A 16930-nucleotide genomic window follows, 5' to 3' on the forward strand; every position below is an offset into this window, starting at 1 on the left:
CCCGTTCGGCCTGAAATCGATAATCAATCGATTTCTATACGGCCTCACCTCATCAGGCTACGCCTGACTTCGCTCCCGGGCAGCAAGGCTCGACACTACTTGACGCGGGGTGGAGCAGCCCGGTAGCTCGTCAGGCTCATAACCTGAAGGCCGCAGGTTCAAATCCTGCCCCCGCAACCACCGATACTAACACACCCGTCGCACTAGCGGCGGGATTTTTTGTTTTTGCAGTGTTTCCAATAACTTGGCGCTCGATCCAGTTCAGAATTGTGCCCAGTTCGCTCGTCAAAGTCGCATGTACTTTGCCACGCTCAGTAGCGGGCATGAGTTCAATCCCCTCAATTAGTGTTCGTAATTGTTCTTTAGCCAATTGGTTTTGATCATCTCGCTGTAGCATGGCTATAGAGCGGCTGATATACTCATGATAGAGCGTGATAGCGTCAGGCCGGATCTTAGTTAGTGATGCATTCTGATCCGATAGGTGAGCACTGAGTGTTGCTTTTTGAGATTCTAACTCGGTCAGTTTCTCTTTCATAGATTGGTGATACATACCCTCGGTAATAGCATGGACGAGCTGAGCTATTTGACGCACTACATCTGTTAGTTCTTCTGCCCAGACTAGGTTTTTGGTTTGATAGTCCGCTTTCTGGTGTTGGATATCTCTTTCATATGCTTGCAAGGCTGCTTCAACATTCTCTGGAGCCATAAGTTTAAGCTGAAGTCCATTCAAGGCACGCAGTTCCAAGCTATTGCGGGAAACAGTTCTGCTGTTCAAGCATGTGGCTTTACTAATGTGATTAGAACATACAAAACGGTCAGCGCCACGCAGGGAGTAGGGGCCTTTGCATAATCCACAGTAAACCTTACCGGATAAGAGCGATCTTGGCCGTCTTGTGGGGTTTAGTTTGTTTTGGCTATGATAGTTTTGTATTGCAGTAGTCACGTTGCAATATTTTGCAGCGATTTCGGCTTGTTTTACACGCACAGAGCGCCACAGTTCATCATCTATGATACGCAAGTCAGGAACATGGGTGATTACCCATTCGGTTTCCGGGTTTGGGCGGGAGATGCGTTTGCCACTCACTGGATCTTTAATATACTGCTGTCGGTTCCAGACGAGACGACCGATATAGAGCTCATTATTTAATATTCCTGTGCCACGTTTAACATGACCACGGATTGTTGTGTCATTCCATTGTTGACCACCAGGACCAAGGACATTCTCTTCGTTTAACTGGCGGGCAATGTTGAGTGGGCTGGCGCCATTCGCAAAAGCTTGAAATATACGTCTGATTATAATGGCTTCATCTTCGATGATCTCACGATCACCGCGTGATAGTGTACCCTGCTGATTGATAATTTGTACGGCTTTATAACCATAACATAAACCACCGCCAGATTTACCTTGTTCAACACGACCTCGCAAACCACGATGTGTTTTTTGGGCTAGGTCCTTGAGCATTAATGCATTCATTGTGCCTTTTAGCCCAACATGGAGTTCAGAGATCTCTCCTTCAGCGAGCGTAAATATTTTTATGCCCAGAAATTGTAGTTGTTTATAGAGGGTGGCAACATCAGCTTGATCTCGGCTGATACGATCAAGAGCTTCAGCCATGACAAGGTTGAAATGGCCTGTCTGAGCATCTTTCATTAAGGCTTGTATTCCTGGTCGCTGAGCGATTGATGAGCCAGATATCGCAGCGTCGTGGTAGGTTTGCACAATTGACCAGTGTTCTTGTTTGGCCCGTGTTCTACAGATACGAAATTGATCCTCAATGGATGTTTCTCGCTGATTATCTGATGAATAGCGTGCATATAGAGCAACCCGTTGCATAGGTTTTCCTTTGTTTAAAATTAAAATTGATGTGTGGTGATATTGTTGTTGCAAACTGAATAATCAAAGTGCAGCGAGATAGCTTTGGTTGTCATATGGTGCTGCAATGAAAAAGCTACTGCAGTAAGCATCAGGCCTTATGCAGATGTTATAATTTGTAGAAGATGCATGGAGTTGATGAGCGCCTGGTATATTGTCGGCCCATCATAAGTGGCAGTCGATCAACAAGCGCCAATTGTCTGGTATTCATACGCTCGTTGTTGTGTGAATTTATGTGAAGATGATTTTGGGATAATATTTTAATAAAACCAAAGCCAAAGTTTTAGCTTTTTCACACCGAAAAGCCGACCATGTAATGATGGATCGGCTTTTGCGAAATAAAAATAATTATTTAAAAAATATAATGAGAAAAAATATCTATTTTGATGGCAGTTTAGTTTTATATTCTGCCACGTTTAAAAGACTGCAGATTGGTCCAAAAATTTGGATTTCTACATGGCCGCGAGCTTTTTGGGGATGAACTACAATCTTATCAATAAGTGACCTTAGGATCTCACCTGCAACATGGATTGTGTCCGGATGGTTGAAGCATTGTACAAGTTGTCCAAGTTTAGAGAAATACAGCTTCTCGAACTCATCTAAACTAATATTTTTTTCAATAATCTGATTGTCCAAATGCTGAGATAGTAGATTTTTCTCAATTTCGAGGTGATCAAGTTCTGTACTCACACTTGGCTGAAATAGACCGCCTTTAATAGCTGTCACAAGTGCCTTAATCTCATTACATATCCGTGCAAACTCTGTTTTTAAAGCGGTCTGGCTCGTTACGACATCAGTTTGGAGCTGCTCAACGCTCCTTGCAAAGGCTTCCTGTGCGGTTTCAATCATTTCATTATTCTCTAATAGAGATTTTAGACCGTCTAGAAAGAGCTTCTCCAAATTAGGACGTAAAATTGTTCGTTTATTGCTGCAACTGTCTTTACTGGTATAGTGATTAGAGCAACCAAAGCGGCCTGCTGATCGTATTGAGTAAAGACCCCCGCATTCTGCACAGTTAAGTTTTCCCGATAAGAGTGATACCGGGCGTCGTCGACCGTTAAGTAGGTTTTCCTTATGATATGATTGTATTGCTGCGGTTACATGCATATTCGCTTGCAATATGTTTTCTTGTCTTTTTTTAGCATCATTCCATGTTTCATCATTAATGATACGTAGTTCCGGAACCTCCTTTATGACCCAGCTATCATTCGGGTTCAATCTTGAGATACGCTTACCAGTATCAATATGTTTTTGGTACCGAAGTCGGTTCCAAATGAGCCGTCCCTTATATAGTTCATTATTAATGATGCCTGTGCCACGTGTCTTGTGCCCTCTGATTGTCGTTTCAGTCCAGAGCCTTCCTCTAGGCCCTCTGATCTGTGCTCTATTTAGCCTATTCGCAATGCTGCGTGGCGAGTGCCCCGATGCAAATTCTTTAAATATGCGTCGTATAATGACAGCCTCTGTGTGATTGATTTCACGCAACCCACGTTTGGGTGTTCCATCGTTGTTTCGTTTATATACAATGCGGTATCCGTAAGATAAACTGCCTGCGGAGCGGCCCTGTTCAATACAGCTTTGTAAGCCGCGTTTAGTTTTTGCTTTTAAATCTTTCAAGTATAACGCATTCATAGTGCCATTGAAGGCAATATGAAGCTCGGTAATATCACCCTCTGTTAGGGTAACGATTTTAATGTCGTAATACTGCATAATCTTGTAAAATATAGTTATGTCAGCTTGATCGCGGCTTAAACGATCTAAAGATTCTACAACAATTGTATCGAATTTTTTCTGTTTGGCGTCACTTATTAGTTTTTTGATGCCAGGGCGTGAGATCATGTCTGCGCCAGAAATAGCTGCGTCTTGATACTCGTTGGTAATTCTCCAATCAGGTTGTTGCTTTACATGATGTTTAATCATGCGAATTTGATCTTCAGTTGAGGATTTGTTTTGAAGCGTTGATGAATATCGTGAATAGATGGCTATGTACCGCATATGTTCTCCTGCACATTTGTGGAGTTGGTTTGTGAAATTTGTCATGATATTTAATCTCCTAATTTGATCGGTTTGGTATTTGAGTTGAAAGATTGGGGCTGGCTAATATCATGAGCTATTTGACACCCAATAAGTTCTGCAAGCTGTAGGCCTGCCTGACTGACATGCGAACTTGTAGCTGCATGATCTGAACTAGTATCCAGAATAATCTGTATTCGTTTATGCGTATGTTTGTTGTTTTGAAGTAATGCTCTCGTATAAACACTCATCTGCTTTCGATTAGTAGACTTTTGGATGTTGTTATTTGGGTTGTGGTTTATGGCTCTGTTTTTTTCTAAAAACTCTCTTTGATGGGTTTTAAGAAAATCTTTTTCTAAAGATGGTTTCTTCATTTTTTCTTTCCGTTTGTTATTAATAAACATACGAAAAGCGAAAAGGAGAAAGATGTAAATAGTAAAAATTTTGGTGGTTGTTGACAATTTGAAGTAAATATGATATCGACATTTATAGTCTAGTTATTCGTTGTTAATTTAATGTCGGAATTTTTTTAAAATTTTAATTGTTACAAATTATCACGAAAATGTGATCGAAATTATAAATGGCGACAGTGTTTAAGCTGCCGCCAATGTGGATCAAATGAGACCAAGTTGATCCAAAATGATGTTTTCAATAACGGCGATGAGTCGTTTGCAGTCCTCTTCAACTTCATTGCGAATGCAATAGAGCTCAGTTGCTTGAGTTATATCTGTATTTTCACCTGCACCATAATCAGTATAGCGATCAATGACGTCTTGATTGATGTTTCTACGCGCAAAATGTGCGAGCGCATCTTCAGTTTTGCGCCACTCTAGCCAACTGCAAGAAGCCAGTCGCTTTTGAAAAGCACGACTGAACTGCTGTCTGGTCATGCCCTCGGGCAGAGTGACTGTTAAACCACGACTTGAGGCTTTGACCGGGCTCATTTTATGGTGATTTACAGGTAAATAAATTTGAAGTGCTGAATAGTCATCAAACCCTTCATCTTGTACAGGCCAGTCACCATTGATCTTATAGTATGATCCATACTGGTCTTTGCTCTGTTGTTTAATCCGCTCTGCAATGCGACCTTCGCCACAATCCCCAATCTTAAAGATTGGAATGCTGAGTTGTTTCTTCAGATCCTTCAAGCCAGGACAACCGGCAATATAAATATCTCGCTTAATACCTGGCTGGTACTTTTTTCGGAAAGTCTCAGATTTTAGAATATCTGATGTGTCCATGAGAAGATCATTGCCGCCGACGACTGGCCACTGGGTTTGATATTTCGAGACAGTTTTCTGTGGGCTTGCGGGCGGTAGAAGGAGTTGTGGCATGCATGCTTCGCTTTGCGCTTCCTCGGTGTCTTGGGTTTCTTTGTGTGATGTTTGAGATGAAGTGCTTGCATAGTATTCTTCCTGCATAGCTACGGATTGATTAGGGATCGATAGACTAAGATTAAGTGGAGCATTTCCTGTGAAGGTCAGCCCATCAGGAAGGGGCATTAATAAATCTGCATCACCGAGCTGAATGCGCATATGCGGTGCCGCGTTTTTATCTGCGTTAGCAAAGGAAATTGCGAGTTCTGTATTGGAGAATGTATTTGTCATGCGTATTGCTACTTTCTGTTTTGATGTTGTGTTTGTTGGATGGTGACAAAGCGCGCGTCTGCATGCTGGAAATGATAAAAATCCAGTAATAAGGTGTGTGGTGCGCGATCTGTCGTTTTGGAGATGGTAGGCGAACTGCATCCAGCCTGTTCGAGGCGGTACAAAATATTGCTTGACCTGGGTCTGCTGATAAGAGGATTAAACGTAGTTTTTACATGGCGAGCTTAGGGAAGTTTTTGAATTCTAAGCTGAAGGTTCAATGCAAAACTGCTGCTTATTGCAGATTGGAAATAGGACTGGCTGCTCGATGTGTGGTCAATTTAGACTGTTTTTGATCATAAAATTAATTACTTATTCTGGTTTATCTTCTCCTTTCTTTTTTTGGGAAATTTAATAATAACCCTTCTAGTATTGTATTGGATTTATAAAATGTGTGGTGTCATCCGGCAGAAATGTAACGAACGAACACAGATAAATAAGATAAATACAAACACTTGGATGTGTCATTAAAGCTTAAAACCTGAACATATCTTGTCTTAAACTCGTATGTTCTAATTATTTTTAGGGAAATAAAAAATAAAAATCTAACTGTAGTAATCTCAATAAGTCTGCATGCTAATATGCTCTGTTTCACGCCAATGCATAAAATTTTGACAGGTAATTATTACAGCAGTACTCAAAAAATGCTTTTGGATAAAACGGTCATAGTTAGAAACATCCATAGGGTTGAAATATCAAATTGCTTTGTGAGCGACCGCTTTGCGCCTCATGTCGGACGTTCGACTGACACTTATGATTTCCAGAAAGCGGACATTGCTTTTGGCACTGCGAGCGCTCGCCAATTACTTCGACATAAATGTTTGTATCTCTATTGCGACGCCAAACATCGCCGATTGCCGCATTTCACTGGAGGGATAGCAATGTATTGTGAACGCATTAATGGCTACTTTCTGTCTGAATGGCCCTCATTCGCAAGCCAAATTCAAGCTATCAAATCTTGCCTTTCGCTGATGGTCGAGCCCATAGTATTCTAACCAAGTGAGAACTGCGTAATCGACAATTTGGAGATGGCAAAAAATTGGCGATCAGCTCACTTGGGCAAAGAATTTTCTATTAATAAACATTATCTCATTAACTTGCCTTGTGAATTTCAATTTCGGGGATACTGACAGACTCAAAGTGAAGTTAGGGGACTGATTAGTGATGGAAGAAGACTTAAAATGGCTAAAGGCACTCTTGATCGAACATGGTGGAGCTGAACTCGTTATCGCGATCGAATGGGCAGCGCGTGAAGAAATGCCGCCACTTGACGCACGTGGTGAGCTGAAACTCTTATTCGACGAGCTTGACACGGTATTAGTACAAGGGTGCAGGACCGTCGCCTTCACAATGCAAATGCTCAAAGCGAAAACGCTCAGTATGCACGAAGATCTGGCAGCTTTTGATGTCGATAGCGGCACCTCCACTCAATCTTTGCGAAAAGATGCCGGAGGCATTGTCTTCTCGCAAGATGGATTGGGCGAGTGGAATCGGCTTGCTAATGAAGCTGATGTAATCCTAAAAAAGATGAGGAGGCACTATGACTTCGCTTGATGCTGCGCTTAAAAATAAGCTGAACGCTATCCTTGGTGCATCCGCGCAATTCTGGCCGGGCAAGAAGCCTAAACTAGACGATTATTATGAAGCCTATCTCTGGGCAGAGACACTCTTTGTTGCGGATGAACAGAAATGGCAAATTAAGTACATCAACGCTGGCCCCTCAAACGACGCGTTCACCTTCCGCATGGGGCCCGGCCTGATCACCAGCGGTGGTTATACCTATGCCGAGATCAGCAAAGGCAGCCGTGGTGGTGAACTGCATATTGGCGTTCGCGTTCATGGTAGATCGGGTACGCTGCACGAGTTCGATGTTCTCGGGCTCGATCAAAGCTATCGTACCCGCAGCGGGGCCGGCCAACCGAGGCAGAGTGAGGTTAAGCTCCATATCGAAGCAAAGTTTCATAAGAGCGATCTCTCTCTTGGCATCGGCCGCGCGATTGTCGGACTAGGCGCGGATTGCCCGGATATTGAACCGTTTCTCGTTGCAAAGAACAGAGCGTCAGGCACGGTTCGCCCCTTGATCAAATATTTTGGAGGCCACTTCGTAGAGCAGGTGTTTCCCGGCGAATCCGGTGTTGATCCCTATTTCCGCAATTGTGTGCGTGCGGCACTTCAGCGTTGGTAACCTGCTCTATCAAGTACGTCAATGGGAATACTTTCCGCTTGAACCTGGTCGGAAACGGTCATTGATGCAGTCTCGATTTACGGTAGCTATTTTCCATCTGCGCCATAAAAAACGAACCGACAGCTTGTGGAACACCAGCTTCAACCGACGCTGCCGCACCACCAGTTACTGTTTCCGGGGGGCCACCCTTACGACACTCGGCGGGTGCGAACAGCCTCCAGCGCCCAGACCAATCGATAGATGAATGCGTCCTCCACGACGCGCATATTCTGCGCTCCGATCGCGGTAACTTCCTCGCCGGCCGCCCAATTGCGCAGAATTGCTGTCCATTTCGCCGGGAGCGCATTCGCCTTGCTCGGAATGGATGGTCGCATGAACAGCAGGCGCTCACCAGGGCCACTTAGTGAATCAACGAGCGCGTCGATATTGCCTGATAGCGCGGCCTTGTCGGCTCGGTCGCCCGATACAACGTCGGCACGAGTAGCACGGCGGCGTTTAGGTTGCGCACGATCAGCACTATTAAACTGGCGTAGCGATTACAATAATCATCGACCGCATTCCGGTCTCGATTGGATGACACTTGCCGAGTTCGCTCTGACTATCAATCCGAGACGTGACGCGGGGCTGCGTAGTCGAAATAGCTCCGTACCGCAAACCGCCACCATCAACCTAACAATAGAAACAAAAAATGACGTGCCCCATTAAATTAGGCCATTCAGAACTGGAGTTTTCCATTTATGATCCCTTGTCGGGGAGAAGGAGAGTTCGATGAAGGCATCCAAATTTCAGAGGCACAGATCGCGTTTGTTTTGAAGCAAGCAGAAGGTGGCACGCCGATTGGAGAGGTCTGCCGTAAAGCGGGTATTTCAGATGCCACGTTTTATAATTGGTGAAAGAAATATGCTGATTTGGTGCCATCTGAGATGAAGCGGTTACGACAACTCGAGGAGGAGAATGCCAAGCTGAAGCGGATTGTTGCCGACTTATCCTTAGACAAGGCTATGCTTCAGGATGTTTTATCAAAAAAGCTCTGAAGCCTGCGCGCAAGCGTGCGCTTGTCGACACGATTAAGGCTAAAAAGTCGGGTCGCATCCCGACGGCTCATTCTGCCAATCATTACAGCATGGCGTACGCGTGTATAAAGCCCCACTTGCTTCATCCTCGCGCTCTGCAAAGCGCAGCGGGCTAAACCACTGACGGCATAAAAAACGATCGCCTTCGGTCAAACAATAAGGCCGATTGTGTTTCGGCAGTTTCGGAGCCCGAGGACCTGGACCATGCGTGAGGCTATGGCAATTTAATACATGCCAGAATCCGATGTTCGCTGTTCCCTTTACTGATGCCGAAGTCTATATTCAAAGCATGCAAAACAACGACCGCTACGACCTATCCGATCGTCTCATCCATTTCTTCCGCCCACTTGATCTGGAAACGACAAATGCACCTGTCTGGCCGGAATGCACTGGATATGCTTCCGTGACCGAGACATCCTTGCTGCGGCCACAGTTTCTGTTGCGACACGCAATTAGAATGGGCAGGCTGTATGCGACTTGGTCTATCCGAAACAATAGGCGCACCGTGCACGGAATGCGCCCCGCTGTATGCTTCACTGAAATGCCTATTCCCGCTTTCATTCAAGCAGCGCTCACACGAGCCGCCGTAGGTGAAGCCATTAGTCCTTACGCGATTGTCTTTCCCAAGGAAGCTGTGTTCTCTGCGGGTGCTCGTCCGGTGATCTACGGCCTGAGTAGCAGTGCGTCGGCAAGTGGCGGCACAAACGATACGCCCCGGTTGTTCGACAAAGTTGCACTGCCTCTTGCCGAACAGTATCGCTACGTGGCCTACAATCCAACCACCGGAAAGCTGGACTGGTCTCATGAAAGGGAATGGCGGTGGCCCCTTGACGTCGAACCTTTGACAGATCTCGACGGAGTGCCTCCCGATCACTCGGACAGCATTCCGGGCCTGGAGCTTGATTCTCCTTCTATGGCTGGACTGGGTGTTGTTGTGGCGACAGCGGCTGAGGCCAAGCAGATCGTGTATGATGTCTTGACCAAAGTGGACCGGGGAGCCATCGGGCAGCGGCATTACCAGTTCGTGCTGGCGCATGAGACGATTACCAACTGGACCGGCCTGCGAGATCGTGACCAGCTTAACAGCGAGATTCAGAACAATCTTATCGACCTGCAAACCTATTTCTCTCCGACGGATGCTGATTCAGCTTCGCTGGTTGCCCAGTTTGACTCTATTGTCTCGAAGGTAGCTTCCAAGCGGGAATCGCCAAAATCAGGAGAACCCGGCGGGTGTTGGTTGTGGCTTCTGGAGAACACGCATCCCATGGTTCGCGCGCTGATTGCGAAAGGCAGAATTACGCTTAACAAAGACGGAAAATACTTGGTGCCGATCAACGCGACATATGGCCATAACCTTCAGCAGCGCGAGCAGTTCGCAATAGATATTGGGGTTGAGCTAAAGAAGCATAACGGCATGCGGGCAACTTATTTTTCCGTTCTAGGGAAATTCGATCCGGACGAGGTCCCTTTCTACAATGGTGATCAGCTTGACGACCATCTCTTCTATAACTGGAACTAAAGTGTCGCTATTTCCATATCCATAAAATATTGAGGACGTTGCGCCGCCTGTTATATGGCATTATGGATCAGATTTACAGGCACTGTTACTGAGCAGGCAGATTCAGCGCGGACATTCATGAGCGATTACGATTTCCATCAGCTTTCACCTTATGATTTTGAAATTATAACAAGAGACCTCCTTCAGGCGCGTGACGGCTTTGTACTTGAAAGTTTCAAGACGGGAAGGGACGGCGGGATTGACTTCCGACATGCTTCCGCTGCCAGAGGGAAAATCATTGTCCAGTGCAAACATTATCAGGCCACCGGCATAGATGGTCTACTTACTTCGCTTCGCAAAGAAGTGCCAAAGGTCTTCGCGCTTAACCCCGATCGCTACATTGTAGTCACATCACTCGGATTGACGCCCGGGAATAAGAAGGACATCGAAAATCTTTTCGGGACGTTCATAAAGTCAACGCACGACATTGTAGGGCGTGATGACCTCAACAACTATCTCGGGCTCTACAAACATATCGAGACAGCCCACTATAAACTCTGGCTTGCAAGCACTAATGTGCTTCAGGCGGTTCTGCACAATGCGGAGAAAACGCGGAGCGACTTCGAAGTTCAGCGCATCCACAAAAATCTGAAAAAGTATGTGCAGAGCGGCGCTTACAAGACTGCGCGCGATATTCTCGACGAGCACAATGTCCTCATCATCTCCGGACAGCCAGGCGTCGGTAAAACAACCCTTGCTGAAATGCTCATGTATGAGCGACTGGAACAAGGTGCTCAGCCGATCGTTGTGAACTCGGATATCGATGAGGCCAGGAAACAGTTCAATATCGAAGTCCCGCAGGTTTTTTACTACGACGACTTCCTCGGCGCATCTTTCCTCGGTCAGCAGAGTGCTTTCGTGGGTAAGAACCACGATCGTGATCTTATCAGGTTTATTGAGATGGTCTCGGCTTCAAAAACATCACGCCTCATCCTGACGACACGAGAACATATACTCCAGCAGGCCATGGTTATGTCAGAACGCGTATCAGGTGCAGGGCTTATTGACCGCCGCTGCGTGCTCGACATCCGCGATTACAGTCTGCCGCAGAAGGCAAGAATTCTCTACAATCACATCTATTTCAGCGACCTGCCACGTGAGTACCGTGATCAGCTTCTTGCGGATGGCTTTTACAGAAAGATCATCAACCACGGCAAATTCAACCCGCGTCTTGTCGAATGGCTATCATCCTATAGCCGCGTCAAAAGCGTCGCGCCGGATAAGTATCAGGCATTTGTATTATCCCTCTTAGATAATCCGGCCCAGATCTGGCTTCACGCCTACAATGAACAGCTCTCTGACGCGTCGCGTTCGATGCTGCTGGCGCTACATTCCATGGGCGGCACGGGCACAAACGACGCAGTCCTTAGAAGTTTTCATAGCCTGAACGAGCGCAGATCACAAAAATACAACTATAGCCGCCGAGCTGATGATCAGCTACGTTCGATGAGGGAATTGACCGACGCGTTTGTCGGATCAACGGGCACTTCCATGCATTACATAAATCCTTCAGTCGGAGACTTGATGAACCATGTCATCCGCGAACAGCCGGAAAATGGCATCGACATCGTAGCGTCGGCTATCCGCTTCAGAGAGTTGAAGACCGTCATCGATCTTGCGCAGGGTACTGAAGGGAAAAGTCTGTGCGACTCTCTTATCGTCAATCTTGACCGGCTGATTGACAACATTGCCGCTGTTGCAGTGGGAGACGTCTATGGAGGATCGCCAGATAATCTCATACGCGTAGATATCGATCATGATGATCGACTTTCCTGCCTTGCCAGATTTGCAGATCAGTCCAGAAACGCGAGACTTCTGCCAATCATTGATCAGCTCATCGATAATGTGGTCGGCCGCGTTTCCCGTGGGTATAACAGCATAGAGGAGGCTGCGGATCTTGTGGACCTTTTCAACGATCTTCGCTGGGATGAGCTTAAAGATCGCGGCGGTATTTCTGACCAGCTGCGTGAGGCGATGTACTCAGCAGCAGAGGATGGTGCATCAGCTTCAGGTCTCAGGCGCTTGGTAGAACACGTGACCGATGGAAATCTTACGCTCAATGATAGCCAGAACGCACGTCTGAAGGCTGCTCGTGATAGATTTTTCAAGGACAACTTCTCGACAGAGATATCGGAATGTACAAGTTCGACCGCGTACAGCGAGCTTGAAGATGCCGTTCGCACAATAGGGTCTTATTTCGACGAAGACGTTTCGTGGGAGGTTCAAAAACTGAATGAAGCGTCCGCCGAATTTGAAGCTAATGAAGAGAGATGGGCCGATTCTATGGAAGATGACTGGAAAGAAAGACACTATGCCGAACGCAATGCTAATGAGCAAATTTCAGAAATGTTCGCTTCGCTTTCTTCTGACGAGTAGGGGGGCAATGTCCACTCAAGCAATGAATGTCAGTCAGAGGTGCACCGTTTCGCTACGATGGTACATTTGAGTAATGTCAGCATGCTTGATGCGAAACTGGCTGCTACACTGGATGTTATGAGCTGCAGTCAAGGCATTTTCCATCTTTACGGACGGATCGTAGTAGACGACGCCGGTCACGAAACCTCGCAGGAGAAGCAAAAAGTCTGTCTGCTCGCATAGATGAACACGGTGCCCATAACAATATTCCGGCGGCGGTGTCCGAAACAGGGATGGAGCATAAGCTGCCTGGGCATGCTTCCGGTTCCAGTCTGCTATCATGCCTTTTAAAGATCAACTGGCCGCAATGTCATCATCGCTGTTGATAAGTGCAATGCTGCCGTCGATGTTGGTAATGGTCCCGCTGTCGCAAAAAGGCACGGTTCATGACAGTGTGGACAGGTCAATCACCGCAATGGCGAAAGCTTCTGAGAAAACGGGGAGCACAATCCGTTTGCGGAAAACGACAACCACGGCGACAGGGACTGAGACTATTGATGTTGAGGTCACGTCGCATCAAGCTAAGCAAGCACGTACACGCGCGAAAAACAGGCCAAAACCAGCCCAAATTGTATCACCACCCGCCCTGAAAGTCTTTGCCCACCATGATGAGCTGGTCAGCAGGATGCGAGCGCTTCCTCAGGCGAGTGGGGATCTCGAAGCCGGCATCCGGGTGATGGTACAGGCAACCGTCGTTAATGGCGGTAGATACCTGCTTGAACAGGTGGCTAGAACCTTGCAGAGTGAGGGGCGAGGGGATATCGCGACCATTATCAGGCAGGAGCTTAAAGGCGGACAGACGTTTGTTCAAGTCGATAAATGAGGCTAGCAATTCACTTGCTTCAACATCATGCTAAACACTCAGGTCAACCACAGTGTCCATCCTGTTGCACTTTGTTGAAGATATGTTTACTAAGCGGCTAAGCGCGTAATGTAGGTCATTAAACTGACCGTCTGGCAAACCTAAAACCGAACTCTAGGCGGTAGTCGAACTGAGCGCCGTGAATAGACTGCCTGCTTCGGAGCAGTGGGCGTGGGTATTTACCGTTCAATTACGGCCGACCCATCCGAATGTACACCCCAAGCCGATGTTCGAAATTCTCATGCTAGGTCATCTTACTTCGCCGCGGGAGAACAATGTAGGTCTGGAAGAGCGCTGTTTGCCCCACTAATAATTGCTAGTATGACGACCCCTTTTCACGATTTAAACGCATTAGCTCCGATGGATCGTTCGTTTGGCTGGAGCATGTGCAAAGTGACGGAAGGTGCTATTGCGGGCTGGCCTTTGCCAGATTGCTTTACGTAGCTATAGTAGAATAATGTTCCAGCGGCTTCTGATTATACCGAATCACAAAATGTATGTCAGATCTGCTCGAAAATTTTTTTCGCATTATTTTCCGATATGTGGAGTGTTCCTAATGCACACCTCGAAATTCACAGATCCCCCGCATTCAGGTGCTTGGAATGTGCTAACGGGGCCGAATGGTAGTGGAAAAAGCCGATATTTGGGTCAGTTGGCCGAAGATATCCTTAACCAGTTGTATGTCTCCCAAAATGACAAGTATTCAAAACTTGTATGCCTTTCGGGAACTGTGTTCGAGCGTTTCCCCAGAGCTGCATATGAGATTGGTGCCAGTGAAGAGTTGATATATCTTGGTCATAAAACCAACAATAACATGTTCTCCGCGATCTCGCCGTTTCGACGTCTCGTCCCGGAAATACTACGATCGCACGACCGCCTACAGGAACGTTGTAAGGCTGCTTGCGATCTACTAGAAGGGCTTGGGTTAGAAGGAAGGATGAGGGTTCGGTTTAGGCAAGGAAGAAATGCGAAGGATACACGGAAAACGTCAAGCCTTAATGATGTCGATATTAAATTCGTTCAACACACTTCTACAGATGTCGTGTCGTGGGCGGGTATTGTTGACGATTTGGCAGGCGGCGTGACACATGTCTCCGACATACAATTTTTCAAAGGTGCGGACAAGTTGTCTCTTGCCAATTTGAGTTCGGGTGAGCGCGGGTATATCCTTGCGGGTCTAGCTTTTTGCTTCTGTACGGTCAACAACTCCGTCGTTCTGTTTGACGAGCCCGAGAACTCGTTGCATCCGGAGTGGCAAGGTCGAATTATCAATGATCTGGATCAGGTTTTGAGGAGCATAGGAATCGCAACTACTGTTGTAGTGGCTACCCACTCTCCGTTGATCGCGGCGAGTGTGCCGAACAAGAGTGGCTACATATGCGACCTAGAAACCGACCAAGCGTGGAGGAGGTTGGCTATATTCGGTATGAATGCCGACAACGTCCTTTCCGAACAGTTTGGTCTTCGATCCGCGCGGTCGGCACAGGCGGTAGATGTCATCCAAAGGTGCTTAACCTTGATCGCGAACACACAAGAGGACGGCGAAGAGTTCTTGTCCGCTGGCAACGAGTTCATCAAATTGGACCTGCAACTGACAGAGAATGATCCGCTTTTCAAGACAGCCCAGACCATCAAAACCATCATCGAGGCAGAAAATTGACTCTGGGGCCCGGGAAGCTTTGTCCGACTCACCGAAATATCCTACGTCGGAAAAGTCATAGAATTCTGCGGAAAAAATATAACATTGGCAAAATCGAGTGGGCCGACAAAATTCTGTCAACGCTAAAAAACGAGATCCGAACCGCGCTTCGTAAACAACAAGGAGGGCGTTGTTACTTCTGTCGTCGAACGGTCCTTGTTGAGCGAAAAAATGCCTACGAGTCGATCGAGCACTATCTGGACAAATCGAAGCCGCATTATAGGAAATGGGCGTTCTCGCCAGTCAATTTGACGATTTCCTGTCACGCTTGCAATTTCCAAAAATCCACGGCAGATTTAGGAGACAATGCCATCAGAGCGAGCGTTGCGCTGCGCTCCAACGCTGGGTCGTTCAAGTGGTTACATCCTTACTTCGATGACTATCATGAGAACATCGAAGTACTTCCGGGGTGGGTTTACAAAGCGATAGGCGGCGCGCCGAAAGAGGCAGCAGCGAAGGCACTTATCGTGGATTGCCAACTGGATAAAGTTGAAACCATCGAGGCCCATCGCCATGCAGCGAGTAATTATAGAGTGCGCCTAATTGAACTTGCGACGAGAGCGATAAACGCAGGAAACAAAGAGAGGGCGAAAAAATTGCTTTCATATGCCAAGCAGATTGAGGAAGATAGTTGGAAGGTTTGACGGACAACTCGGCTTTACCCTCGGAATGTTTTGGAAACCCTGAAATGGAAAGTAGAAACGAATGGCTGGCAGTGTTCATCCAACAGTCAGGTTTGTTGAGGCGATGATTGATGCCTGCTCGTGGAGATTACTAATGAGAAGGAACAGGAGTTAACCACATTACGTTCCGATTAGCATCCTGATCGGATACAGTAGATAAGCTTGCTGGTTGCCTACTTCTCCATTCCGTGGAATGCAGGGACACAAAAGTGGAGCATTGTGTCTCCATAGCTATATTTGAGGCACGGGAATTGTGCGATGGCGGGCGCTTCCTTAATGCTGACCAATCAATTTATCAACTGGAACAGGATACGAGATAGTCTGCTCCCTGTATTTTGTGGGCCAAAAGCCGTCCGTCCGCTCACGGCCCCTAAATGGTCATTGATGAAAGTATTGGCAAGTTGTCTCATTCCTGCCACGCGCCAGCGTGCTGCCTTCTGGCAGCGCAGGAATTCAACGGAAAAACCTCATAAAAACAGGATTTTTAATGGTTTTTTGCCTCTCAAAATAGCAAATGTGATGCCTGGCATCGCATTTGCGGTATTGAGCCCTCAGAATTTTCAATTCGCATCTCAATTTCAGATATTTTTTCGGAATTGAGGACTGTTAAAAAAAATTGCATGATTGATTTCATGTTTATTTTAAATAAAAAATCAAATTTATATTAATTTTAATCTTGCGATTTACATTTTTTATAATATTGTGTTTTTGTTTATCTAGGTAGCATATATTATGTTGTGGTTATTTTAATATTTTATGTAATTATTCAGTATAGTTATTAAATATGGGGATGTTTTTTTGTTGTGATATGTCATGTCTAATGATTCATTAAAATTTGTATAGATGATATTATGCGAATTTCCTTGTTTCTTCAAGAAGAAATGGATGGTTGTATGAATGATACTAAATGAAAAAATTGGCTA

At 46.2% G+C, this 16930-nt stretch carries 13 protein-coding genes, 1 tRNA gene and 2 pseudogenes; 11 read left to right on the plus strand and 5 right to left on the minus strand.

What is annotated here, in order from left to right; translation table 11 throughout:
- Positions 1-103 precede the first annotated feature (103 nt).
- Positions 104-180 (plus strand) — tRNA-Met (locus DFR47_RS18880).
- Here the strand turns inward: DFR47_RS18880 and DFR47_RS18885 are convergent.
- From DFR47_RS18885 to DFR47_RS18900, 4 genes are all read right to left on the minus strand, one after another.
- Complete coding sequence (locus DFR47_RS18885; RefSeq protein ID WP_113946137.1) at positions 137-1834, minus strand: recombinase family protein; 1698 nt, start codon at positions 1832-1834, stop codon at positions 137-139. The two genes, DFR47_RS18880 and DFR47_RS18885, sit on opposite strands and share 44 nt — an antisense overlap.
- A gap of 417 nt (positions 1835-2251) precedes the next feature.
- Positions 2252-3913: a recombinase family protein gene (locus tag DFR47_RS18890; protein ID WP_113946070.1), complete on the minus strand. Its 1662-nt coding sequence runs from the start codon at positions 3911-3913 to the stop codon at positions 2252-2254.
- 5 nt (positions 3914-3918) lie between these two features.
- On the minus strand, positions 3919-4260 hold the full coding sequence (locus DFR47_RS18895; RefSeq protein WP_113946071.1) for a hypothetical protein: 342 nt from the start codon (positions 4258-4260) through the stop codon (positions 3919-3921).
- Positions 4261-4500: 240 nt separating this feature from the next.
- Positions 4501-5493, minus strand: coding sequence for a hypothetical protein (locus DFR47_RS18900; protein WP_113946072.1), 993 nt, complete (start codon positions 5491-5493; stop codon positions 4501-4503).
- A gap of 1200 nt (positions 5494-6693) precedes the next feature.
- Between DFR47_RS18900 and DFR47_RS18905 the strand changes: the two genes are divergently transcribed.
- The 6 genes and pseudogenes from DFR47_RS18905 to DFR47_RS18935 all read left to right on the plus strand — a co-directional run bounded on the left by DFR47_RS18905 (position 6694) and on the right by DFR47_RS18935 (position 12724).
- Positions 6694-7086, plus strand: a complete 393-nt coding sequence (locus DFR47_RS18905; RefSeq protein ID WP_147245632.1) for a hypothetical protein — start codon at positions 6694-6696, stop codon at positions 7084-7086.
- A complete protein-coding gene (locus DFR47_RS18910) occupies positions 7073-7717 on the plus strand; it encodes a hypothetical protein (RefSeq protein WP_113946074.1) in 645 nt (214 codons plus the stop codon). The genes DFR47_RS18905 and DFR47_RS18910 overlap by 14 nt, the downstream gene beginning before the upstream one ends.
- A gap of 495 nt (positions 7718-8212) precedes the next feature.
- A pseudogene (locus DFR47_RS22380) lies at positions 8213-8422 on the plus strand (integrase core domain-containing protein); the annotation flags it as partial.
- A gap of 32 nt (positions 8423-8454) precedes the next feature.
- Positions 8455-8777, plus strand: a pseudogene (locus DFR47_RS18925) (transposase); the annotation flags it as partial.
- A 257-nt stretch (positions 8778-9034) separates the two neighbouring features.
- Positions 9035-10309: a DUF4427 domain-containing protein gene (locus DFR47_RS18930; protein WP_113946075.1), complete on the plus strand. Its 1275-nt coding sequence runs from the start codon at positions 9035-9037 to the stop codon at positions 10307-10309.
- 117 nt (positions 10310-10426) lie between these two features.
- A complete protein-coding gene (locus DFR47_RS18935) occupies positions 10427-12724 on the plus strand; it encodes an nSTAND3 domain-containing NTPase (protein ID WP_170137563.1) in 2298 nt (765 codons plus the stop codon).
- A gap of 33 nt (positions 12725-12757) precedes the next feature.
- On the opposite strand, the gene DFR47_RS22385 is transcribed toward DFR47_RS18935, so the two are convergent.
- Complete coding sequence (locus DFR47_RS22385; protein ID WP_113946077.1) at positions 12758-13045, minus strand: MvaI/BcnI family restriction endonuclease; 288 nt, start codon at positions 13043-13045, stop codon at positions 12758-12760.
- On the opposite strand from DFR47_RS22385, the gene DFR47_RS18945 reads away from it, so the two are divergent.
- The 4 genes from DFR47_RS18945 (at position 13044) to DFR47_RS18960 (ending at position 16607) form a co-directional block, all read left to right on the plus strand.
- The gene (locus tag DFR47_RS18945) at positions 13044-13586 is read left to right on the plus strand and encodes a hypothetical protein (protein ID WP_113946078.1); all 543 of its coding nucleotides are present in this window, start codon (positions 13044-13046) and stop codon (positions 13584-13586) included. The genes DFR47_RS22385 and DFR47_RS18945 overlap by 2 nt on opposite strands.
- Positions 13587-14181: 595 nt before the next feature.
- Positions 14182-15285, plus strand: a complete 1104-nt coding sequence (locus DFR47_RS18950) for an AAA family ATPase (RefSeq protein WP_170137564.1) — start codon at positions 14182-14184, stop codon at positions 15283-15285.
- Complete coding sequence (locus DFR47_RS18955) at positions 15282-15968, plus strand: HNH endonuclease family protein (protein ID WP_113946080.1); 687 nt, start codon at positions 15282-15284, stop codon at positions 15966-15968. Before DFR47_RS18950 ends, DFR47_RS18955 begins: the two co-directional genes overlap by 4 nt.
- Before the next feature lie 297 nt (positions 15969-16265).
- Complete coding sequence (locus tag DFR47_RS18960; RefSeq protein WP_113946081.1) at positions 16266-16607, plus strand: hypothetical protein; 342 nt, start codon at positions 16266-16268, stop codon at positions 16605-16607.
- The last annotated feature ends 323 nt before the right edge of the window (positions 16608-16930 follow it).

Origin of the sequence: Pseudochrobactrum asaccharolyticum (assembly GCF_003314995.1) — a bacterium.
Taxonomy (GTDB): Bacteria; Pseudomonadota; Alphaproteobacteria; order Rhizobiales; family Rhizobiaceae; genus Pseudochrobactrum; species Pseudochrobactrum asaccharolyticum.